General features: G+C 58.8%; 18 protein-coding genes. 4 read left to right on the top strand and 14 right to left on the bottom strand.

Annotated features, from left to right (window positions below):
- Positions 1-219 precede the first annotated feature (219 nt).
- On the top strand, positions 220-1233 hold the full coding sequence (locus AC1DU9_RS09280; protein ID WP_223463633.1) for an AI-2E family transporter: 1014 nt from the start codon (positions 220-222) through the stop codon (positions 1231-1233).
- A gap of 115 nt (positions 1234-1348) precedes the next feature.
- On the opposite strand, the gene AC1DU9_RS09285 is transcribed toward AC1DU9_RS09280, so the two are convergent.
- A complete protein-coding gene (locus tag AC1DU9_RS09285) occupies positions 1349-2623 on the bottom strand; it encodes an Hsp70 family protein (protein WP_223463632.1) in 1275 nt (424 codons plus the stop codon).
- A 298-nt stretch (positions 2624-2921) separates the two neighbouring features.
- Between AC1DU9_RS09285 and AC1DU9_RS09290 the strand changes: the two genes are divergently transcribed.
- Both AC1DU9_RS09290 and AC1DU9_RS09295 read left to right on the top strand, forming a co-directional pair.
- Positions 2922-3866 (top strand): DnaJ C-terminal domain-containing protein, encoded by a 945-nt coding sequence (locus tag AC1DU9_RS09290; RefSeq protein ID WP_223463631.1) that lies wholly within the window; start codon positions 2922-2924, stop codon positions 3864-3866.
- Positions 3867-3889: 23 nt separating this feature from the next.
- Complete coding sequence (locus tag AC1DU9_RS09295; RefSeq protein ID WP_477810034.1) at positions 3890-4195, top strand: chaperone modulator CbpM; 306 nt, start codon at positions 3890-3892, stop codon at positions 4193-4195.
- Between the two features lie 52 nt (positions 4196-4247).
- Here AC1DU9_RS09295 and AC1DU9_RS09300 read toward each other — a convergent pair whose 3' ends face one another.
- Positions 4248-5345 carry an RHS repeat-associated core domain-containing protein gene (locus AC1DU9_RS09300; protein ID WP_477810035.1) on the bottom strand — a complete coding sequence of 366 codons (1098 nt, stop codon included), beginning with the start codon at positions 5343-5345 and terminating at the stop codon, positions 4248-4250.
- Between the two features lie 395 nt (positions 5346-5740).
- On the opposite strand from AC1DU9_RS09300, the gene AC1DU9_RS09305 reads away from it, so the two are divergent.
- Complete coding sequence (locus tag AC1DU9_RS09305) at positions 5741-10780, top strand: NEL-type E3 ubiquitin ligase domain-containing protein (RefSeq protein WP_477810036.1); 5040 nt, start codon at positions 5741-5743, stop codon at positions 10778-10780.
- Positions 10781-10840: 60 nt separating this feature from the next.
- Here the strand turns inward: AC1DU9_RS09305 and ureC are convergent, their stop codons facing one another.
- The 12 genes from ureC to AC1DU9_RS09365 form a co-directional block, all read right to left on the bottom strand.
- Positions 10841-12541 (bottom strand): urease subunit alpha, encoded by a 1701-nt coding sequence (ureC, locus tag AC1DU9_RS09310; protein WP_477810037.1) that lies wholly within the window; start codon positions 12539-12541, stop codon positions 10841-10843.
- 139 nt (positions 12542-12680) lie between these two features.
- Positions 12681-12986 carry an urease subunit beta gene (locus AC1DU9_RS09315; RefSeq protein WP_223463626.1) on the bottom strand — a complete coding sequence of 102 codons (306 nt, stop codon included), beginning with the start codon at positions 12984-12986 and terminating at the stop codon, positions 12681-12683.
- The gene (locus AC1DU9_RS09320) at positions 12986-13519 is read right to left on the bottom strand and encodes a GNAT family N-acetyltransferase (protein WP_477810038.1); all 534 of its coding nucleotides are present in this window, start codon (positions 13517-13519) and stop codon (positions 12986-12988) included. Before AC1DU9_RS09320 ends, AC1DU9_RS09315 begins: the two co-directional genes overlap by 1 nt.
- A 6-nt stretch (positions 13520-13525) precedes the next feature.
- Entirely contained in the window at positions 13526-14059 is a 534-nt protein-coding gene (locus AC1DU9_RS09325) for an N-acetyltransferase family protein (protein WP_477810039.1), read from the bottom strand.
- A gap of 9 nt (positions 14060-14068) precedes the next feature.
- Positions 14069-14371, bottom strand: coding sequence for an urease subunit gamma (gene ureA, locus AC1DU9_RS09330; protein WP_108218467.1), 303 nt, complete (start codon positions 14369-14371; stop codon positions 14069-14071).
- 62 nt (positions 14372-14433) lie between these two features.
- The gene (locus tag AC1DU9_RS09335) at positions 14434-15273 is read right to left on the bottom strand and encodes an urease accessory protein UreD (RefSeq protein ID WP_477810040.1); all 840 of its coding nucleotides are present in this window, start codon (positions 15271-15273) and stop codon (positions 14434-14436) included.
- Between the two features lie 30 nt (positions 15274-15303).
- Positions 15304-16002, bottom strand: a complete 699-nt coding sequence (gene urtE / locus AC1DU9_RS09340; protein ID WP_477810041.1) for an urea ABC transporter ATP-binding subunit UrtE — start codon at positions 16000-16002, stop codon at positions 15304-15306.
- Positions 16003-16134: 132 nt separating this feature from the next.
- Positions 16135-17004: an urea ABC transporter ATP-binding protein UrtD gene (urtD, locus tag AC1DU9_RS09345; protein WP_477810042.1), complete on the bottom strand. Its 870-nt coding sequence runs from the start codon at positions 17002-17004 to the stop codon at positions 16135-16137.
- Positions 17001-18080 carry an urea ABC transporter permease subunit UrtC gene (gene urtC / locus AC1DU9_RS09350; protein ID WP_223463620.1) on the bottom strand — a complete coding sequence of 360 codons (1080 nt, stop codon included), beginning with the start codon at positions 18078-18080 and terminating at the stop codon, positions 17001-17003. The genes urtD and urtC overlap by 4 nt, the downstream gene beginning before the upstream one ends.
- Positions 18080-19582, bottom strand: coding sequence for an urea ABC transporter permease subunit UrtB (gene urtB, locus AC1DU9_RS09355; protein ID WP_477810043.1), 1503 nt, complete (start codon positions 19580-19582; stop codon positions 18080-18082). The genes urtC and urtB overlap by 1 nt, the downstream gene beginning before the upstream one ends.
- A 163-nt stretch (positions 19583-19745) precedes the next feature.
- Positions 19746-21011 (bottom strand): urea ABC transporter substrate-binding protein, encoded by a 1266-nt coding sequence (gene urtA, locus AC1DU9_RS09360; RefSeq protein WP_007996683.1) that lies wholly within the window; start codon positions 21009-21011, stop codon positions 19746-19748.
- Positions 21012-21349: 338 nt separating this feature from the next.
- Complete coding sequence (locus tag AC1DU9_RS09365) at positions 21350-21772, bottom strand: hypothetical protein (protein ID WP_477810044.1); 423 nt, start codon at positions 21770-21772, stop codon at positions 21350-21352.
- Positions 21773-21950: the final 178 nt, after the last annotated feature.

Raw genomic sequence — 21950 nt, forward strand, 5'->3', positions numbered from 1 at the left:
CGACCCCATCGCGAGCAAGCTCGCTCCCACATTTGTCCGGTGTACTCAGTTCCACTGTGGGAGCGAGCTTGCTCCGGGCGGCGCTCCGACGATGGGGCCGCAGAAGACGCTGCAAAAAATCCTGAACCACCACTAAGGTCGATCTACACAAACCTAGTGCTCGCACCGGATCGCTGGCAGACTGCCAATCCTTTTTACGCCGTTCGTTTTTGAGGCTGTATGCCAACGTTTTCTCAGCGTCAAGTTTTGCTGGTCATCAGCTGGGTCATCATTTTTGGCGGACTGCTGCTGGTCATCCCGCTGCGATTGCTGCCCAGCCTGCTCGCCGGGTTGCTGGTGTTCGAGCTGGTCAACATGCTCACCCCGCAACTGCAACGGTTGATCGAAGGCCGGCGCGCGCGCTGGCTGGCGGTGGCGTTGCTGGGGACTCTGATTGTCAGCGTGCTGACGCTGATCTTCGCCGGTGCCATCAGCTTCCTGCTGCACGAAGCAGAGAACCCTGGCGCTTCCCTCGACAAGTTCATGGGCGTAGTCGACCGCGCACGCGGGCAACTGCCGCCGTTCATCGACGCTTACCTGCCAGCCAGTGCCGCGGAGTTTCGTGTGGCGATTGGCGAGTGGGTGAGCAAGCACCTCAGTGATTTGCAACTGGTGGGCAAGGATGCAGCGCACATGTTCGTGACGCTGCTGATCGGCATGGTGCTCGGCGCGATCATCGCCTTGCAGCGCGTTCCGGACCTGACCAAGCGCAAACCATTGGCCGCCGCACTGTTCGAACGTCTGCACCTGTTGGTCCAGGCGTTTCGCAACATCGTGTTCGCCCAGATCAAGATCTCCTTGCTCAACACCGTCTTCACCGGGATTTTCCTGGCGGTGATCCTGCCGCTGTTCGGCATCAAGCTGCCGCTGACCAAAACCCTGATCGTGCTGACGTTCCTGCTCGGCCTGCTGCCGGTGATCGGCAACCTGATGTCGAACACCCTGATCACCATCGTCGGCCTGTCGCTGTCGATCTGGGTTGCCGTGGCGGCGCTGGGTTATCTGATTTTTATCCACAAGCTCGAATATTTCCTCAACGCGCGCATCGTCGGCGGGCAGATCAGTGCCAAGTCGTGGGAGTTGCTGCTGGCGATGCTGGTGTTCGAGGCCGCGTTCGGCCTGCCGGGGGTGGTGGCGGGGCCGATTTACTACGCGTATCTGAAGAGTGAATTGAAGCAGGTGGGGATGGTTTGATCCGAAAGATGTATTGCCTGATCTGACGCTATCGCTGGCAAGCCAGCTCCCACAAGGACAGCGCATGACCTGTGGGAGCGTGGCTTGCCCGCGATGAAGGCACCTCGGTTTCGGATCAGTCCATCGAGCCGTAACGCTTGGCTGCCTCGATCGCCAGACCGCTACCGATACTGCCAAAGATGTTGCCTTCCACATGCCGCGCATTCGGCAACATCGCCGAAACACTGTTGCGCAGCGCCGGAATCCCGCTCGAACCACCGGTGAAGAACACCGTATCGACCTGATCGACCCGCACATCTGCGTCTGCCAGCAGTTGGGTGACGCTGGCTCGCACCCGCTCCAGCAGGCTGTCGATGGCCGACTCGAACAGTGCACGGCTCAAGTCCACGCTCAGGCCAGCTTCAATGCGATCCAGTGGCACGTGACGGTTGTCGGAGTGAGTCAGCTGGATCTTGGTTTCTTCCACTTCCATGGCCAGCCAGTGTCCGGCGCGTTGCTCGATCAGCTTGAACAGGCGGTCGATACCGCCGGTGTCCTCGATGTCGTAGCGCATGCTGCCCAGGGCCAGTTGCGACTTCTGCGAGTACACCGAGTTGATGGTGTGCCAGGTCGCCAGGTTCATGTGGTGGCTGGTGGGCATGTAGGCGCCGCTCTTCATGCGGCTGCCGTAGCCGAACAGCGGCATCAGGCCTTGCAGGCTGAGCTGTTTGTCGAAGTCGGTTCCGCCGATGTGCACACCGCCGGTGGCGAGGATGTCCTCGTGACGGTTGTCCACACCCCGACGCTCCGGCGACAGGCGCACCAGGGAGAAGTCGGAGGTACCACCGCCGATGTCGACGATCAGCACCAGCTCTTCTTTCTCGATGGTCGACTCGTAGTCGAACGCTGCGGCAATCGGCTCGTACTGGAACGAGACTTCCTTGAAACCGATCTTGCGCGCCACGTCTACCAGGGTGTCTTCGGCTTCTTTGTCGGCCATCGGGTCATCGTCGACAAAAAACACCGGCCGCCCCAGTACCACTTCTTCGAATTCCCGACCGGCGGCCGCTTCGGCGCGGCTCTTGAGCTGGCCGATGAACAGCCCGAGCAGGTCCTTGAACGGCATCGCCGTGCCCAGGACGCTGGTGTCGTGCTTGATCAGCTTGGAACCCAGCAGGCTCTTGAGCGAGCGCATCAGGCGGCCTTCGTAGCCTTCCAGGTACTCGTGCAGCGCCAGCCGGCCGTACACCGGGCGACGTTCCTCGATATTGAAGAAGACCACCGACGGCAGGGTGATCTTGTCGTCCTCCAGCGCGATCAGCGTTTCCACGCCGGGGCGTAGCCAGCCGACAGTGGAGTTGGACGTGCCGAAGTCGATACCCAAGGCACGGGCTGGAGATGCGTTGTTCATGTCTTTCAGGTTCCGGTTAAAAAACGGCCGCGCAGTGTATGTCAGAGCGCGCCAGATTCGAAGGCCGGTTATCTGCTAATTCTTCGCAGACAATGCCTTGAAAGATGGGGCATCCCCCCCAAACTACCCTGCATCAACCGGACAGCCGCGGGAATGCTCGCAAGAAGCCCCGCCTGCTGCCGATAAACTTCTGCTGCGCCGCCCGGTCACAAATTTGAGATCGGTCAAACCAATGGCTGCAAACAAGCGCATGCTGTGGCCTGTGGCGCGATTCTGATAACGGATGGTGATTCCTTCGATGGACTTCAAAGACTATTACAAGATTCTCGGTGTGGAGCCGACCGCAGACGACAAGGCGATCAAGGCCGCCTATCGCAAGCTGGCGCGCAAATACCACCCCGACGTCAGCAAGGAAAAGGACGCCGAGGCCAAGTTCAAGGACGCCTCGGAAGCCTATGAAGCGCTGAAAAGCGCCGATAAACGCGCCGAATACGATGAATTGCGCCGCTATGGCCAGCACGGCCAGCCATTCCAGGGGCCACCGGGCTGGCAGAGCCGAGGCGGTTTCGGTGGTGGCGGCCAGGACACGGGCGACTTTTCGGACTTTTTCAGTTCGATATTCGGCAATCGTGGGCCAGGCTTTGGTGGTGGACAGTCGCGTCGCAGCACCGGACGCCGAGGGCAAGACGTGGAAATGGAGCTTGGAGTTTTTCTCGAAGAAACACTGTCGACCGAGTCGAAGAAGGTCACCTTCCAGGTACCGCAGTACAACGCGGCCGGGCAGCATGTGAGCAACACCAGCAAAAGCCTGAACGTGAAGATCCCCGCCGGCGTGACCGACGGCGAGCGCATTCGCCTCAAGGGGCAGGGCGCTCCGGGCGTGGGTGGCGGGGCCAATGGCGACCTGTACCTGACGATCCGTTTTGCCCCGCACCCGAAATTCGACGTCGAAGGCGAGAACCTGATCATCACCTTGCCATTGGCACCGTGGGAGCTGGCGCTGGGGGCTGAAGTCGCCGTGCCGACCCTGACCGGCAAGATCAACCTCAAGGTCCCGGCGGGCAGCCAGAACGGCCAGCGCATGCGCGCCAAGGGCCATGGCCTGATGAACAAGGCCGGTGAGCGCGGTTACCTGTTCGTACAACTGAAGGCTGTCATGCCGAAGAAGTCCGACGATGACATCAAGGCCCTGTGGCAGGAACTGGCGAAAAAAGCCGCGTTCGATCCGAGAGAACACTTCTGAACCCAGACATGGAGTAGCCCGTCATGAGCAGCCCCCTGATCGTTCAACTGGACCTGGCAGAATTCTGTGAGGCGGCCGATCTGTCGGACGTCCATGTGATCGAAATCGTCGAACACGGCATCCTCGAACCTCAGGGCAAGCAGCCCGAGGACTGGCGTTTCAATGATTATGAGTTGGCACTGGCCAAGCGTGCCGCGAAGCTGCGGCACGACCTGGAGCTGGAGTGGGAGGGGGTTGCCCTGGCGCTGGACCTGCTTGAAGAGGTCCAGCAGCTAAGGGCGGAGAACCGGATGTTGAAGCAGCGATTGGGGCGGTTGCTGGTTGAATAGCTAAATGGTTAAACACCAGGTCGCGAATGAATGGAAAGCTGGATTGTCACTGTTAGTGACCGGAACCTTGCCTCCGAACCCCAATCTCTGTACGGATTCGCCTTAACTCTGCAGGTGTCTCCCAACGTAGTGCCTCTGCTATGAATGATGGTGATGTATAACCTTGCCTTTGCAGTTGCGCACCTCTTACCCGCAACCAGGTATTGTACTCAACTCGCTCGTGCTCTGCATCACTCAGGGGGTGGCGAGACGTCGAACTCGTGCCAGCACTTGTGTTATTAACCCTCCCATCATTACCACCCCGAACCGGTTGGCGAGGGCGTGTGACGCTTACCCCATTTCTATCGATGTGCGTTATGTCATTTCTACTCACTATCTCTCTTGATAATCTTCGCCCCGACGGCTGTGTCGTCGATGGCATTACCAGTCCCCCTAGCGACGAGCTTCGAGGTCTTCCCAGTGTGGCAGCGGTCACCCCACTTGCTGCAGCGCCTGCTACGTATCCAGGAGGGCTTGGAAGGCCATAATTATAGGAGGTTTGTCGCGGAAGGCCGTTACGTGGCCCAGGTGCTCCCGAAACAATACCTAATATCACTAGTGCGTCACTTGAGCTTGCGTTTGTTACCAGAGCGGGCGTCGTCCGAGCTCCTGCAAGGGGCTGCATAGCCGCGTATCTTCCGCTGGTTGCAGCTACCGACTGAGCGTGCCGTGCATTGATGCTTAGTTGTGACGCCCCCGTGAATGACATGTTTTCTGAGTAAAAAAGTTTCATTGCTTTCCAAATACTATGCCCTGTTGGATCGGAGTGATTAATCGGATCCCCCACGCAATACATATATGCATTCAATCCGCCTCTCCCAAACGGACTCCAACTGTCCGGGCTATGAAAGCGCATCAATGTCGGGTTGTAAGCTCGGTAGCCATTGCCCAGCAAATACCAACCGAGTTGCGCCTCGCGCAATCCACCGTTAAACCCCAGGGTCGTCGCTACATCCTGCTGCGCGGATTGTTGACCATAGACGGAATAAGCGATGGGATTAGGCTCGCCCCCCGCGACTTCGGCGAGTATCGAGTTTTTGTTGTCGGTAGCCAGCAGGACAGTGCGCGACTGTTGTAAGGGCGCGGGATTATCAGCAGGTAACTGAGGCATGGCGGAGCCTTCCTTGGTGAGAGCGTTGATAGTGATCAGCGCCCCCAGTCTGATCCTGCTGCAGAGTGTTGGGAACTAGCAGAACTGATAGTCAGGTGCCTCCCTGGCGCTGGATCTGCCGGGAGAGGCCCGGCAACTGCTGGCCGAGAACCGAGCGTTCGAGCAACCACGGTTAGTAGAATAATCCTGCCTGCATTGATCCCTTGTAGGAGCTGCCGCAGGTGCTGATGAAGCGGTATTACTGCGAATAAGGTGTTATTTAATTATTTCTTCATACCGTTAATTGAATGGTTATGGCCGCTTGTTCAGGTATTGTCCGGTGGATTTTCGATTTGTTATTCCAGATCGACAATGAGTACATTGGAAGTTCAATCGATTGCATACGGATGTGCGATATGTCTGATTCTCTGATGGAAAAAACCACGCTTGATGTACCCGCTGATTTTGAAAAGGGTCGTCACTTCGACTTCATAAAAAGCACTATTCCCGAGTGCCTTGTTCAGGCCTCGCCGCTACGGCGCAAGGTGCTCAAAGACACCAAGCCCACTGTTCCACTCTGGTATGAAAATAGTTCGACGGATCAGCGCAGTGCCCTGAAAGCGTTGATGGAAATTGACTGTCATGCGCAGAACAACTGGGACAAGACACTTGCCGCCGTGGACAGTGTCACCACCTTTGCCAAGCCTTTATTGACCACTGCTTTGGCCGAAGCGGATATTGACCTGGATGTCGAGAAAACCTGGGTGCGACTCTATTACCCGGTAGATTATGAATTTTTTGGTATTGCGACGGGTGTGAGCACCGGCGATGTACGCAGTAGAACCTTTTCATTGCTGCAGGCGGCGTTGCACAATTTCGAAACGTTCGAGGCTGAGGAAGGCTACTTCGACAAAGACTCTTCGTTCATTACCGGGCCCGATACGCAGGGACGCTTCGACGTTATTGATTCCACACTGAAAATTCAGCAGTTTGTAGCGATATGTCGCGAGCTCGATATCGGCGGTCAGTACCAAAAATTCATAAACAAGTTTCTTTACGAGGGTGGAGCTGCGCATGAGCAGGCGTTGAGCCTGGCTTTCATTGACAGCAAAAAATCAGCCATGAAGGCCGCCGCCTATGCAGCCCTGCTCAAAGGTGATATCGAACTTGCGCATCACGAGTTGATAGTCGCACTGATCAATGAACAGGATGTCGTAAAGGATAAAGACAGCCGACGCCCCATCAGCTACAGCCCGCTTAGTCTGATGGGTTACGAAATAGCCGAATGCGCAGTGTTCTTTCCCACCCACGCCAACCGTTACGATGGCAGCTATGTCATTGCCTACATTCCGGACGATCCAGAGCACTCGATAAAAAAATACGCCTCATTCGCTGACTTCGAAGAGCAACTGACCCATCAACTGATGTACCGGCCTCCGGGAAGTCGAATCGATAGTGCGAAGGACGCGCTCACCGACTATCAACGCTTCTTCAGCCGGTTCATCAGCGAAAAGGACCGGGGCCATTTTTTTCTTCGTTTTACCGAGAAAGTGTTGGACGCGCCGTCCGGCACGTACTGGAAAGACCAGGTACGTGGTTATCTGAAGTATGTAAGCCCTGCTTCAAGACTGGTCGGCCCCGTAGCGGATCGGCACTGGCGACGAGACCCGGTGGAGAATATCGATTTGCATGCCAAGCTATCTCTGAATTTTCAGTGGGTCGGCATGGCTGGCATCTGGACCGAGATGTTTCGTCAGAAACGTCGGCATCTGCGAGAGGATGCGCAGGTCCTCGCCGTTTCCACCGCCACCGAGGATGCCATCACCCGTGAACGTCGGCTCGCCAATTACTTGAATATCGGCCTGTCTATCGTCGGTATCGCCGCGTTCTTTGTGCCGCCGGTAGGCGCAGCCATGCTGTTGATCACTGCGGATCAGTTGTTGTTCGAGACGATCGAGGGCGCGCGCGAGTTGAGCCAGGGCGACAAGGAGGCGGGCTGGGCACATATCACCGATGTGCTGGAAAACCTGGCGACGATGGCGGCACTGGCGCCGGTTTTTCACTACACGGTTTCGCCTTTCATCGAAGGCTTGAAGTCGGTCACCTTGCCCAGTGGCAAGACGCGGTTGTGGAAGCCAGATCTCAAACCCTACGAGCGAAATGTGAAGTTGCCAGCAAACGCCAGGCCCGACGAGTCGGGGCTGCATCGGCATGCCGGTGAGGATATTTTGCCGCTGGAGGGCAAACATTACGCATTGAAAAAGCAAGCTGGCACCGTGGAATACCGGATCCAGCATCCGACACGTACGGATGCCTACCAACCGGAACTGAACCATAATGGCAACGGGGCGTGGAATCATGAGGTGGAGGCACCGCTGGAGTGGTCGAAACAAACTTTGTTACGGCGTCTGGGACACTCGGTTGACTCCTTCACCGAAAACGAGCGCGAAAACCTGCTCAAGGTCAGCGGCACACAAGAAGAGATGCTGCGCAGGATGCATGTCGAGTCTGAGCCGCCGCCGCCGCTGCTGGCCGACACCATCACGCGGTTTCAAGCCTATTCCGATGCTGGCGAAGTGGGGGCCCAGATTCGTAGCGGGCAGCTCCAGAGTGACCTTTGCGGTTATGCTGCTTCCTTGATGGTCGAGCTGCCAGGGTGGCCTCGTACCAAAGCGATAGAGGCGTTCGAAAGCGCTGATTTGAGCGGTAAGTCCGTTCAGTATGGTGATAGCGCCGCACCGGCTTCGGACGTGATCACGGTCAGCCGAGCCGAGCTGATGGCGGGCCAATTGCCGGAGCGTGTGCTGTCCCTCCTCAGCGAGGAGCAAACCAGGCATCTGGTCGGCCAGCATGTCGCGCCGGATCAGCAGGCCCAGACGTTGAAAGCGCTTCTGGCCGACCATGCGGATAAGGCCAGAGCGCGGATATTCCAGAGTTTGTCCAAGGAACGCGAGGAACTGGGAAATCCGCGGACTCAGTTGGTCCAGCGCAGCTTTTCCTCGTTATCGACCAGGCTCGCAAAGGACCTGTTGAAGGATGCAACGCCCGACGAGCTGCGTCAGATGAAAACCGCCCGGCGTCTGCCGTTGCGATTGGCGCAAAAAGCTCGTCTGGCGCAGCAAGAGGTGCGCTTGTCACGCGCTTATGAGGGGCTTTTCCTGGGGACGCTGGCTGCACCGGACACTGAAAGCCTGGTCCTGCATACACTCAAAAAACTACTGGCCGAGTCAGGCAATTTACGCATCGAAGTGCGGGAGGGCTCTTTCACCGGAGCGATACGAGCCAGCATCGGCCCCGAAGATGCCCTTGAGCGCAAAGTGCTCGTTCGTACCGGGGATGGGCAGTACGAAGCACGCGACGCCAGCGATAATCATTTACACGGAAGGGATGACCTGTATGCCGCCCTTCAGCATGCCTTGCCGGATGCTCAACGCAGATCCCTGAGTTTGCCTCACGTGAATCAGGGCGCGGATCTCGAGGCACTGATCCAGCAACATGCACTGGCGCGTGATGAACTGCGCTCGGTCCTGAACATGCAGGCGCAACGTCAACCGTTCTTGAAGCCGCTGACGCTGTTGCCCGACGGTCGGCGCRGCTACCCGTTGAGCGGTCGCGGGGGTTATCACGGAATCGCCGACGAACCGTTGTTGCGGCAGCGGGTCAGATCCCTTTATCCAGGATTTTCCGACGAACAGATTGGCGGAGTACTGGGGCCAGTGGCCGAAGCGGCCGAGGCGCGTGTCAGCGCCCTGGAAGCCGAGTTCAATCAACTCAACAGCACGCTGCAACGCTGGATGAATTCTCCCACATTGCACAACCGCTTCGGCCCGCTGGGGGTGGCGCAATGGCAATCGCGTAACGCGCTCTACAAGGCGATCAGGCAATGCTGGCAAAGGACGGGGCCGGCAGGCATCGACGCCCCGGGCATCATCGGTGCGCAGTCTCTTGATCTGAATGGCATCTCGATGGGCCGGCACCTGGCGAGCTTTCCGGAACTGACCGCCAATTTTGATCACGTCACCAGCTTGAGCATGTGCAGTACCAATATGCTCAGTAGCCAGGGAGCATTTCTCGAGAAATTCCCTGGGCTGCGCTCACTCAACCTGAGCGATAACCTGTTAAACCGGTTACCGCCGGCCATTGGTGATCTGCGTCATTTGACCCAACTGGGGCTGGAGAACAATCAAATCGTGCTGACCGAACAGGCGGTTGCGCGATTGAGAGGATTGACTCAATTGGAGGTTCTGCAGTTGGCAAACAATCCATTGGGTCGCGTGCCTGACATCAGCCTGATGTCAAGACTGGCGGTCCTCAATCTTGAGCGGACCGGCATTGATCAATGGCCCATTGGACTGTTCGGCAAATCCCGTCCACGTCAAATCTATCTGAATCTGAGGTACAACCGATTGACCCATATTCCAGACATTGCACCAGGGTCGTTCCGTGCGGAGTTGCTGGGCCGAACCATCGTCAGTCGTGAACCTGAGTGGGTGTCTCCGAGCGTTCTGGAGAAGCTGAAACACTATCTGGAATCTGTCGGCATGGACCCGCAACGTCCTTATCCACCTCGAGGGTTGCTGGACAGCCTTAAGTGGGCGCAGGGCATGCCCGATTCATTGTTCAGGGAAAGGTTGATCATCTGGGATGAACTCGAAGATGAGATGGGCTCCGAAAAGTTCTTTGATGTCATACGACGGCTGACGCAATCGGCTGACTTCAATACGGCGGAGACGTCCTATCGCAGCGAACTGACAGCCAAGGTCTGGCGAATGCTGGAGGCGATGCACAATGATCCGGAACTGCGCGAGACGGCATTCTCCGAGTCGGTGGTAGTCACCGAATGTTCTGATGGGGCAACCCAATTGTTCAATGCACTGGGGGTCAAGGTGCTGGTCAAGGAGGCTTACGCGCTGGAAAACCCGGCCCTTATCGAGGCGGAACTGGTGGAGTTGGCCAGGGGCAAGTCTCGACTGGATGAACTGGGCGCTATTGCGCGCCGGCGAATTGCCGCACGTTACGAGAGCGGAGAGCGATTCAGACGTGTCGATGCCAATGGCGACGTTACCGGTACGATCGACGAAGTGGAGGTGCAGCTCGCCTATATGACGGAGCTGGCGGAAAAACTGGATCTGCCATGGCAATCGCGTGGCATGTTATTCCGGGCCATTAGCGGGGTGACGTCCGAGATGATAGAGGCCGCTCGTCTGCACGTACTGGGGCTTGAACAGGGTGACCTGCTCGAGGAAACCATTCTCCAACAGACTTTCTGGGACGACTATCTGGAAAACACTTATCGTGATGATATCGCCAGAAAAAAGCTCGAACTGCGCAACGAAGATGAGATGGTCCAGTTCACCGCGATCAAGGAACTGAAGAAGACCTGGACGAGTCAAGCTATCGAGCGTGCCAAGCTGCGAAGGACGGAGATACCGTTCACCGTGCAGGCTGATAGTTGATCGATGGTTTGACCAGCCCCGAATGCGATGTCGCCTTCGGGGCTTCTTTTTGAGCGACCGTCAGAACAGGAAATAACGCTGTGCCATGGGCAAGGTGTCGGCCGGTTCGCACCACAACAATACGCCGTCGGCTTTCACCTGATAGGTCTGCGGGTCGACGTCGATAGTCGGCAGGTAGTCGTTATGAATCAGGTCGGTTTTCTGCACGTCCCGACAACCTTTGACCACGGCGATTTTCTTCTTCAGGCCCAAGGCTTCCGGCAAGCCTGCCTCCTGCGCCGCCTGGCTGATAAAGGTCAGGCTGGTAGCATGCAAGGAGCCGCCGTAGCTGGCGAACATCGGACGGTAATGCACCGGTTGTGGCGTGGGAATTGACGCGTTTGCATCGCCCATCAGGCTGGCCGCAATGGCACCGCCCTTGAGAATCAGCGTCGGCTTCACACCGAAAAATGCCGGGCGCCACAGTACCAGGTCCGCCCATTTACCGACTTCCACCGAACCCACTTCATGGCTGATGCCATGGGTGATCGCCGGGTTGATGGTGTATTTGGCGATGTAGCGTTTGGCGCGGAAGTTGTCGTTGCCTGCACCGTCGCCCGGCAGCGCGCCGCGCTGTTTTTTCATCTTGTCGGCGGTCTGCCAGGTGCGGGTGATGACTTCGCCGACGCGGCCCATGGCCTGGCTGTCGGAGCTGATCATCGAGAACGCGCCGAGGTCGTGGAGGATGTCTTCGGCGGCAATTGTCTCGCGGCGGATGCGGCTTTCGGCGAACGCCACATCTTCGGCAATGCTCGGGTCGAGGTGATGACAGACCATCAGCATGTCGAGGTGTTCGTCGATGGTGTTGCGGGTGAATGGCCGGGTCGGGTTGGTCGAGCTGGGCAACACGTTGGCAAAACCGCAGGCCTTGATGATGTCCGGCGCATGACCGCCACCGGCACCTTCGGTGTGGTAGGTGTGGATGGTACGGCCCTTGAAGGCGGCGAGGGTGGTCTCGACGAAACCGGATTCGTTCAGGGTGTCGGTGTGGATGGCGACCTGCACGTCGTATTGGTCGGCGACGTTCAGGCAGTTGTCGATGCTCGCCGGCGTGGTGCCCCAGTCTTCGTGGAGCTTGAGGCCGATGGCGCCGGCCTTGACCTGTTCGATCAGGGGCTCGGGCAGGCTGGCGTTGCCCTTGCCGGTGAAACCGATGTTCATGGGGAATGCGTCGGCAGCCTGGAGCATCCGCGCCAGGTGCCACGGCCCGGAAGTGCAGGTAGTGGCATTGGTCCCGGTGGCGGGGCCGGTGCCGCCACCGATCATAGTGGTGACGCCACTCATCAACGCCTCTTCGATCTGCTGTGGGCAGATGAAGTGGATATGGGTATCGATGCCACCGGCGGTGAGGATCATGCCTTCGCCGGCGATGACTTCGGTGCTGGCACCGATGGCGATGGTCACGTTCGGCTGCACGTCCGGATTGCCCGCCTTGCCGATACCAGCGATGCGTCCGTCCTTGAGGCCGACGTCGGCCTTGACGATGCCCCAGTGATCGATGATCAGCGCGTTGGTGATCAGGGTATCGACGACCTCGGCGGCCAGCAACTGGCTCTGACCCTGGCCGTCGCGGATGACTTTGCCGCCACCGAACTTCACTTCTTCGCCGTAGGTGGTGAAGTCCTGTTCCACTTCGATCCACAGCTCGGTATCGGCCAGACGGACCTTGTCACCGACGGTGGGGCCGAACATGTCGGCGTAGGCTTGACGGGAAATCTTCATTCGTTCGCCTTGGAATTCAATTGATTTTGAGATCGCTCGCATTACTCGCTATCGCGAGCAGGCTCGCTCCTACATTTGATCGCGGTCTCATGTAGGAGCGAGCCTGCTCGCGAAGGGGGCTGAGCGGACACCGAATTACTTACAGGTCACCCATGATCCTGCCGGCAAAGCCGAACACCCGGCGATGCCCGGCCAGGTCGACCAGCTCGACCTCGCGGCTCTGCCCCGGTTCGAAGCGCACCGCGGTGCCTGCAGGAATATTCAGGCGCATGCCGCGACTGGCGGCGCGGTCGAAGGTCAGGGCGTCGTTGGTTTCGAGAAAATGGTAATGCGAGCCGACCTGGATCGGCCGATCACCACTGTTGGCCACTTTCAGACTGATCGTGCGCCGGCCGGCGTTGAGTTCGATGTCGCCGGGCTGGATCTGGTATTCACCGGGAATCATCAATGGGCTCCTTGGAGAATCTTGTAGTAGAGGGCGGTCGGCTTGTAGCGGCCGCTCGGGTCGCAGGCGTAGTCGGGAATTTCGCCGGCGCGGGTGTAGCCGAGCGATTTGTAGAAGTCTTCAGCGGGTGAACCGGCCTCGGTGTCGAGGTAAAGCATGCCGCGCTTGTGCTGCAGGGCGGCCGCCTCCAGAGCGCTCATCAGTTGCTGGCCCAGACCACGACGTCGGGCGTGTTCGCGCACCAGCAGCTTCTGCACTTCGGCGCGGTTCAGGCCATTGGCTTTCTGGCACAAACCCAACTGCACGCTGGCCTGGACCTGTTCGTCCTTGACCACCACCCACAGCAACACATTGCCCTTGTTCAGGTTGTCCTGGACCTCATCGAAATACGCGTGGGCCTGGGTAGCATTGAGGTCAGCCATGAAGCCGACACTGGCGCCATAGCCGACGGCATCGAGCAGCAGGTCGATCAGGCCCTGGCGGTAATGCGCAAAGCTTTCAACGTTGACGCGTCGCAGTTGGGCGGGGTTCATGGGCGATCACTCCTTGTTGGCTGCGGGTGGTTGCGCGCCGGGATTGAGGGTCAGCTGCATGAAGGTCAGGTCCAGCCAGCGGCCGAACTTGGTGCCGACCTGCGGCATTTGCCCGGTGGTGATAAAACCGATGCGCTCATGCAGGCGGATGGAGGCGGCGTTACCGCTTTCGATGGCGGCGACCATCACGTGCTTGCCGCAGCCTTTGGCGCGCTCGATCAGCGCTTGCATCAGTTGTGGGCCGAGGCCGTTGCCGCGCTGGTCGCTGCGTACATAGACCGAGTGCTCGACGGTGTGGCGGAAACCGTCGAAGGGTCGCCAGTCGCCGAACGAGGCGTAGCCGAGCACCGAGTTGTCGGCATCGACAATCACCAGAATCGGATAAGCCTGGGATTGCCGGGCGCTGAACCAGGCCTGGCGATTGCCGAGGTCGACCGCCTGCTCGTTCCAGATCGCCGTGGTGTTGAGTACCGCGTCGTTGTAGATGTCGCAGATCGCTGGCAGGTCGGCATGCACGGCATCGCGGATGTGGTAAGTCATGGCGCGGCCTCAGGCGATGGGTTGGTGGACGGTGACCAGTTTGGTGCCGTCGGGGAAGGTGGCCTCGACCTGGACTTCCGGGATCATTTCCGGGATTCCTTCCATCACTTGTTCGCGGGTCAGCAGGGTGGTTCCCAAGTGCATCAGCTCGGCCACCGTCTGCCCGTCGCGTGCGCCTTCAAGCAGCGCGGCGCAGATGTAGGCCATGGCTTCCGGGTAATTGAGTTTCACGCCGCGAGCCAAACGCCGCTCGGCCACCAGGCCGGCGGTGAAGATCAGCAGCTTGTCTTTTTCGCGTGGGGTCAGGTCCATCGTAGACATCCATCAGGGCAGATTAAAAAAGTGTTGGATCTGCTTGCACAGAAAAGCATGATTCAGGTGTTCCATATTCTGGGTGGCAAGGCTTCACGGCCAAGCAAGGCTGGGCGTAACAACTTCCAGAGTTCAATCAACCACCCCCGCGCCAACAGCGCCTCACTGGCCAGGCATCGGGCAACCAGCAACCCCGGCAATTGGGTCAAATCCCCGCGCACATCGTTGGGCAGCGAACGGCAGGTCTCCAGAAGTTCGCTGTCGATCTCACCCGTCACCAACAAGGTCGCAAACACCGGTTGTCCGTCCAGCCCGATGGGCGAATCCAGCAAATCGTCCGCCCCGACAATGCGCTGGCGTTCATGCCAGAGCAACCGGCCGTCGCGGCGGATATCCAGATGTGCCTGGAAGTGCCCAAGGTCGAAGCGCTCGCCACTGGCCGGCCGGCCCAGGGCCACGACGTCCCAATAGAACAGTCGTGCATCGCCTTCAAGGTCGATGCAGGTGCTGAGTTCAGCCTGGGCCGCGCTGAAAATGATCGTCTCCTGGGGCAGCCATTCCAGTGTCGCACCGGCTGCCACCTTCAACTTCAGCTGCTGATAGGCGGGGCCGGCGGCGCGATACCACTTGGCCGCGCCGGGGCTGGTGATCTGCGCCCAGGCATCGCGCTCGATGCGGGCTGAAATATCCAGCCGATCACCGCCGGCAATCCCGCCCGGCGGGTGGACGATGATGTGTTGGCAGACTTCAGGCCCTTCGGCATACAGATGCTTCTGTACCCGCAGCGGACCCAAGTGGCGGCGCTGGACCGGACGTGTGCTATCGCCGAAGCGGGCGTAACCCAGCTCCAGTTCGGCGTGCCAGCTCGGGGTGAACAGCGTTGTTTGGGCAGGTAAATTCATGATCTTTAATTATCGTTAGGACGCTACAGATTAGATCGTAACCAGACCGCGCACACCCTCGGCTTCCATATTTTCTCCGCGCCCCTGTTGCACGATCTCGCCTCGGGACATCACCAGGTACTGGTCAGCCAGTTCGGCGGCGAAATCGTAGAACTGCTCCACCAGCAGAATGGCCATGTCGCCCCGGGCTGCGAGTTTTTTGATCACGGCACCGATCTCCTTGATTACCGACGGCTGGATGCCTTCGGTAGGCTCGTCGAGGATCAGCAGACGAGGGCGGCTGGCCAGCGCCCGGCCAATGGCCAGTTGCTGTTGTTGTCCACCGGACAGGTCGCCGCCGCGCCGTTGTTTCATTTGCAGCAGCACCGGGAACAGTTCGTAGATGAAGGCAGGGACTTCCCTGGCTTCGCTGCCGGGAAAGCGCGACAGCCCCATCAGCAGGTTTTCTTCCACGGTCAGGCGGCCGAAGATTTCCCGGCCCTGTGGTACGTAAGCGATGCCGGCATGCACACGCTGGTGCGGCTTGAACGCAGTGATCGGTTTACCTTCCCAGTTCACCGCGCCTTCCTTGGCCGGCAGCAAACCCATCAGGCATTTGAGCAGGGTGGTCTTGCCTACGCCGTTACGCCCGAGCAGGCAGGTGACTTCGCCGACCTTCACGTCAAATGTCAGGCCGCGCAGGATGTGGCTTCCGCCGTAGTACTGGTGCAGTTTTTCGACTTGCAGCATTTCCAGATTCTCCTCAAATCCCCTGTAGGAGCTGCCGAAGGCTGCGATCTTTTGATCTTGATCTTCAAAAGCAAGATCAAAGATCGCAGCCTCGTTTCACTCGTCAGCTCCTACAGGTTTTGTCTTCGCAGGTCAGCGACCGAGATAAACCTCGATCACCCGCTCGTTGTCCTGCACCTGCTCCAGCGACCCTTCGGCCAGCACGCTGCCCTGATGCAGCACAGTAACGTGGTCGGCAATCGAACCGACGAAGCCCATATCGTGTTCGACTACCATCAGCGAGTGCTTGCCGGCCAGGCTCTTGAACAGCTCTGCGGTGAATTCGGTTTCGGCGTCGGTCATGCCCGCGACCGGTTCGTCGAGCAGCAGCAGTTGCGGGTCCTGCATCAACAACATGCCGATCTCCAGGAACTGCTTCTGGCCGTGGGACAACAGGCCCGCCGGGCGATTGACCGAGGAGGTCAGGCGAATGGTCTCCAGCACTTCGGCGATGCGGTCTTTCTGCTCGCCGTTCAAGCGCGCCCCCAGGCTGGCCCAAACGGATTTGTCGGTTTTCTGCGCCAGTTCCAGGTTCTCGAACACCGTCAGGGCTTCGAACACCGTCGGCTTCTGGAACTTGCGGCCGATACCAGCCTGGGCGATCTGCACTTCGCTCATTTGCGTCAGGTCCAGGGTTTCGCCGAACCAGGCCTTGCCCTGGCTGGGACGGGTCTTGCCGGTGATCACGTCCATCAGGGTGGTCTTACCCGCACCGTTGGGGCCGATGATGCAACGCAGTTCGCCGACGCCGATGTACAGGTTCAGGCTGTTCAATGCACGGAAGCCGTCGAAGCTGACGCTGATGTCTTCCAGGGTCAGGATGGTGCCGTGACGCGTGTTCAGGCCTGGCCCAATCCGTTGGCCGAGGCCGATGGCATCGCGGCTGCTGCCGGCGTCCTTGTTGGGCTCCACAGGAAAAAACGCCGGTTCGAGCATGAATTCAGCGGTTGCAGTGATTCTCATTGCTCACCTCTTTTCTTCAACAGACCGATCACGCCCTTGGGCAGGTACAGGGTCACGACGATGAACAACGCGCCAAGGAAGAACAGCCAGTACTCGGGGAACGCCACGGTGAACCAGCTCTTCATGCCGTTGACTACACCGGCGCCGAGCAACGGACCGATCAACGTGCCGCGCCCGCCGAGGGCTACCCAGACTGCCGCTTCGATGGAGTTGGTCGGCGACATCTCACTCGGGTTGATGATCCCCACTTGCGGCACGTACAACGCACCGGCCAGACCACACAACACCGCGCTCAACACCCACACGAACAACTTGAATCCGCGTGGGTCGTAGCCGCAGAACATCAGGCGGTTTTCCGCATCGCGCAGCGCGGTCAGCACCCGTCCGAACTTGCTTTGCGCCAGGCGCCAGCCGATGTACAGGCTCGCCACCAGCAACAGCACCGTGGCGAAAAACAGTACGGCGCGGGTACCTGGTTCGGTGATGCCAAAGCCAAGAATGGTGCGGAAGTTGGTGAAGCCGTTGTTACCGCCGAAGCCGGTTTCGTTGCGGAAAAACAGCAGCATCCCGGCGAAGGTCAGGGCCTGGGTCATGATCGAGAAATACACGCCCTTGATCCGTGAGCGGAAGGCGAAGAAACCGAACACCAACGCCAGAAACCCCGGCGCCAATACCACCAGGCACAGGGTCCAGAGGAAACTGCTGGTGCCGGTCCAGAACCACGGCATTTCGGTCCACGACAGGAACGTCATGAACGCCGGCAAGCCATCACCCGAGGCCTGGCGCATCAGGTACATGCCCATGGCATAACCACCGAGGGCGAAGAACAGGCCGTGGCCGAGGGACAGCAGGCCGGCGTAGCCCCAGACCAGATCGAGCGCCAGTGCGACGATGGCGTAGCAAAGAATCTTGCCCACCAGCGTCAGCGTATAGGCTGAAACATGCAGTGTGCTGTCGACCGGTAACAACGACAGTAGCGGTAGCGCCAACAGCAGAACGAGGATCACTGCACCGACGGCAATCGAGACTTTAGGGCCGGCTTTTTTGGTCGCGGTAACGAGCAGGGGCTGGTTCATCAGTCGATCACCCGTCCTTTGAGTGCGAAGAGACCTTGCGGACGTTTCTGGATGAACAGAATGATCAACGCGAGGATGAGAATCTTGCCGAGCACGGCACCGATCTGCGGTTCGAGAATCTTGTTGGCGATCCCCAGGCCGAACGCCGCCAGCACGCTACCGGCCAACTGACCGACACCGCCGAGCACCACCACCAGGAACGAGTCGATGATGTAGCTCTGGCCGAGGTCCGGGCCGACGTTGCCGATCTGGCTCAGGGCCACGCCACCGAGGCCGGCGATGCCCGAGCCGAGGCCGAAGGCGAGCATGTCCACGCGCCCGGTGGGTACGCCGCAGCAGGCGGCCATGTTGCGGTTCTGGGTGACTGCCCGCACGTTGAGACCCAGGCGCGTCTTGTTCAGCAGCAACCACGTCAGCACCACCACAAACAGCGCAAAGGCAATGATGACAATGCGGTTGTACGGCAGCACCAGGTTCGGCAGCACTTGAATGCCGCCCGACAGCCAGGCCGGGTTGGCCACTTCGACGTTCTGCGCACCGAACACCAGGCGAACCAGTTGAATCAGCATGAGGCTGATGCCCCAGGTGGCGAGGAGGGTTTCCAGCGGACGGCCGTAGAGGTGGCGAATCACCGTGCGCTCCAGTGCCATGCCGATGGCCGCGGTGACGAAAAACGCCACGGGCAGCGCGATCAGCGGATAGAACTCGATGGCCTGCGGGGCGAAGCGCTGGAACATCAGTTGCACCACATAGGTCGAGTAGGCGCCGAGCATCAGCATCTCGCCGTGGGCCATGTTGATCACGCCGAGCAGGCCGAAAGTGATCGCAAGTCCCAGGGCGGCGAGCAGCAGAATCGAGCCAAGCGACATACCGCTGAATGCCTGGCCGAGCATCTCGCCGACCAGCAGTTTGCGTTTGACTTGAGCGAGGCTGGTTTCAGCGGCGGTATGCACATTCGCGTCGGTTTCAACGCCCGGCTCCAGCAGGTTTTCGAGGCGTGTGCGGGCCAGCGGGTCGCCGGTTTCGCCGAGCAGACGCACAGCGGCGAGGCGCACGGCCGGGTCGGCATCCACCAGTTGCAGGTTGGCCAGGGCGAGGCCCAATGCTGCGTAAACGCCTTCGTCTTGTTCGCCAGCGAGTTGCTGATCAAGGAATTTCAACTGCGCCGGTTTGGCGCTTTTCTGCAATTGCTGCGCGGCGGCCAGACGGAGTTTGGCGTCGGCGGCGAGCAACTGGTGACTGGCCAGGGCCGTATCGATCAGACCCCGCAGGCGGTTGTTCAGGCGCAGGGTTTTCGGTTGGCCGTCGAGGGTCAACTCGCCTTGTTGCAGGGCGTTGATCAACTCGCTACGGGCAGGATCGGGCTGCGCGGCCCAGGTTTCCAGCAACTTGGCCTGCTGCACGGGATTGGCGGCGACGAACTCTTCGGCATCACCGGCGTGGGTGGCCATCGGCAACAGCATTGCAATGGTCAAGATGAAGCGATAAAGGGCGGTGGGCATAAATAGTCGCCTTGACGCGGACATTGTGGGAGCGAGCTTGCTCGCGATAGTGGTCGTACAGTCACAGTGATGTTGAATGTACCGCCGTCATCGCGAGCAAGCTCGCTCCCACAGGGATTTGTGTCGGCCTCAGGCTTCGTGCCTGGCGCCGACACCCAGTGGCTCAGTTGCTCTTCACCGCATACTCCGGCTTCTTGTCGTTGCCCGGGATGAATGGGCTCCACGGCTGGGCGCGGATCGGCCCTTCGGTCTGCCACACCACGTTGAACTGACCGTCAGACTGGATCTCGCCGATCATCACCGGCTTGTGCAGGTGGTGGTTGGTCTTGTCCATGGTCAGGGTGTAACCGGACGGCGCGGCAAAGGTCTGGCCGGCCAAGGCTTCGCGGACTTTGTCGACGTCGGTGGACTTGGCTTTTTCCGCCGCTTGCGCCCACATGTGGATGCCGACATAAGTGGCCTCCATCGGGTCGTTGGTCACCGCCTTGTCGGCGCCCGGCAGGTTGTGTTTCTTCGCGTAGGCTTTCCAGTCATCGACGAACTTCTTGTTCACCGGGTTCTCGACCGATTCGAAGTAGTTCCACGCCGCCAGGTTACCCACCAGTGGCTTGGTGTCGATGCCGCGCAGTTCTTCTTCGCCGACCGAAAACGCCACGACCGGAACGTCGGTGGCTTTCAGGCCCTGGTTGGCCAGTTCTTTATAGAACGGCACGTTGGAGTCGCCGTTGACGGTGGAGATAACCGCTGTCTTGCCGCCCGCCGAGAATTTTTTGATGTTGGCGACGATGGTCTGGTAATCGCTATGACCGAACGGGGTGTAGACCTCTTCGATGTCTTTGTCGGCCACGCCCTTGGAGTGCAGGAACGAACGCAGGATCTTGTTGGTGGTGCGCGGGTAGACGTAGTCGGTGCCGAGCAGGAAGTAGCGCTTGGCGCTACCGCCTTCCTCGCTCATCAGGTATTCAACGGCAGGGATCGCTTGCTGGTTCGGCGCGGCGCCGGTGTAGAACACGTTCGGCGACATTTCTTCGCCTTCATATTGCACCGGGTAGAACAGCAAGCCGTTGAGTTCTTCGAACACTGGCAGTACCGATTTGCGCGACACGGAAGTCCAGCAACCGAACACCACCGCTACCTTGTCCTGAGTCAGCAACTGCCGGCCCTTTTCGGCAAATAGCGGCCAGTTCGATGCTGGGTCGACGACTACCGGTTCCAGCATCTTGCCGTTCACGCCGCCCTTGGCGTTGATTTCATCGATGGTCATCAACGCCATGTCTTTAAGCGAGGTTTCGGAGATCGCCATGGTGCCGGACAACGAATGCAGAATACCGACCTTGATGGTCTCGGCGGCCTGGACAGTCCAGGTCATGCCCATCGCGGCGATGCTTGCCGAGAGTGTGAAAGCCTTGATCAAACTGCGACGCTTCATTGTGCGATCTCCATGAACTTATGAGTTTTCTTGGTTGGCAGATGCGGACTACTGAAGGTGTGTTTTGCAAGGGCTGTGCCCGGTCGGCAAAAGGCAGGGAAATGTCGTTTTAGAGCGATTGAAGGGTTTGGTGGCGCACCATGAAGGATCGTGTCTGGCGCGTTGGTGCGAAGAGGTGCGCCAGATTGGGGCGGGTAGCATCGATCAATTGTGGGAGCGAGCCTGCTCGCGATAGCGCTGGGTCAGACAACATCGGCATTAACTGAAATACCGCCATCGCGAGCAGGCTCGCTCCCACAGGATTCAACAATGGGTATCAGCTTTGTGAACGACGAATGTCAGCTTTTAATGCAGGTTTCAAAACCATGTCCGCCACCTTCGTACTCCGGGCCGTAGTAGTACTTGGTGAATGAAGTTTTCCCGTCAGGGGTTGTAGCAATTTTCGCAATCCCGACGCCGTAATCCTTGAGTGACGGATCCGTATGGGCAAAGTAAATCGCCAGAGAACTCAAATTGGCGGCAGCAAATCCGTCATGCCGGGAGTTGTCGAGCAACGTTAGCGTAAAGCCGTAGGCACCGTGTTCGCCGGTACTTTGTTCGATATTGAGCTTCATGTCGACAACACCTTCAAATGCACCGATATGGCTGTCCATTCCGGTACATTGATACCGGCCACTGTAGTCAACGCCAGTAAAGGGGGGCTGCACTGCCCATGCGGGGGCTGAAACAAGTGCGATGGATGCGATGAGCTTCTTGAACATGTTTACCTCTTTTCGCTCTTGTAGGAGTTGTGGCGATTGATTTGTAGGAATAATCGTCGTTGAAGTACGCGAGCGTTTTACAGTTGAACTCGCGAGAGCGGAGTATGAACATGATGGTGAACTTGTTAAGCGTTAACTCAATACGAGGTTTTTCCAGGCGTAAATGCAATTTTGAAAC

This window comes from Pseudomonas sp. P4_C1 (assembly GCF_056402155.1).

Excerpts from the sequence above, each read along its gene's own strand:
- AC1DU9_RS09280 (WP_223463633.1), top strand. The coding sequence starts at position 220 with ATGCCAACGTTTTCTCAGCGTCAAGTTTTGCTGGTCATCAGCTGGGTC.
- AC1DU9_RS09285 (WP_223463632.1), bottom strand. The coding sequence starts at position 2,623 with ATGAACAACGCATCTCCAGCCCGTGCCTTGGGTATCGACTTCGGCACG.
- AC1DU9_RS09290 (WP_223463631.1), top strand. The coding sequence starts at position 2,922 with ATGGACTTCAAAGACTATTACAAGATTCTCGGTGTGGAGCCGACCGCA.
- AC1DU9_RS09295 (WP_477810034.1), top strand. The coding sequence starts at position 3,890 with ATGAGCAGCCCCCTGATCGTTCAACTGGACCTGGCAGAATTCTGTGAG.
- AC1DU9_RS09300 (WP_477810035.1), bottom strand. The coding sequence starts at position 5,345 with ATGCCTCAGTTACCTGCTGATAATCCCGCGCCCTTACAACAGTCGCGC.
- ureC (WP_477810037.1), bottom strand. The coding sequence starts at position 12,541 with ATGAAGATTTCCCGTCAAGCCTACGCCGACATGTTCGGCCCCACCGTC.
- AC1DU9_RS09315 (WP_223463626.1), bottom strand. The coding sequence starts at position 12,986 with ATGATTCCCGGTGAATACCAGATCCAGCCCGGCGACATCGAACTCAAC.
- AC1DU9_RS09320 (WP_477810038.1), bottom strand. The coding sequence starts at position 13,519 with ATGAACCCCGCCCAACTGCGACGCGTCAACGTTGAAAGCTTTGCGCAT.
- AC1DU9_RS09325 (WP_477810039.1), bottom strand. The coding sequence starts at position 14,059 with ATGACTTACCACATCCGCGATGCCGTGCATGCCGACCTGCCAGCGATC.
- ureA (WP_108218467.1), bottom strand. The coding sequence starts at position 14,371 with ATGGACCTGACCCCACGCGAAAAAGACAAGCTGCTGATCTTCACCGCC.
- AC1DU9_RS09335 (WP_477810040.1), bottom strand. The coding sequence starts at position 15,273 with ATGAATTTACCTGCCCAAACAACGCTGTTCACCCCGAGCTGGCACGCC.
- urtE (WP_477810041.1), bottom strand. The coding sequence starts at position 16,002 with ATGCTGCAAGTCGAAAAACTGCACCAGTACTACGGCGGAAGCCACATC.
- urtD (WP_477810042.1), bottom strand. The coding sequence starts at position 17,004 with ATGAGAATCACTGCAACCGCTGAATTCATGCTCGAACCGGCGTTTTTT.
- urtC (WP_223463620.1), bottom strand. The coding sequence starts at position 18,080 with ATGAACCAGCCCCTGCTCGTTACCGCGACCAAAAAAGCCGGCCCTAAA.
- urtB (WP_477810043.1), bottom strand. The coding sequence starts at position 19,582 with ATGCCCACCGCCCTTTATCGCTTCATCTTGACCATTGCAATGCTGTTG.
- urtA (WP_007996683.1), bottom strand. The coding sequence starts at position 21,011 with ATGAAGCGTCGCAGTTTGATCAAGGCTTTCACACTCTCGGCAAGCATC.
- AC1DU9_RS09365 (WP_477810044.1), bottom strand. The coding sequence starts at position 21,772 with ATGTTCAAGAAGCTCATCGCATCCATCGCACTTGTTTCAGCCCCCGCA.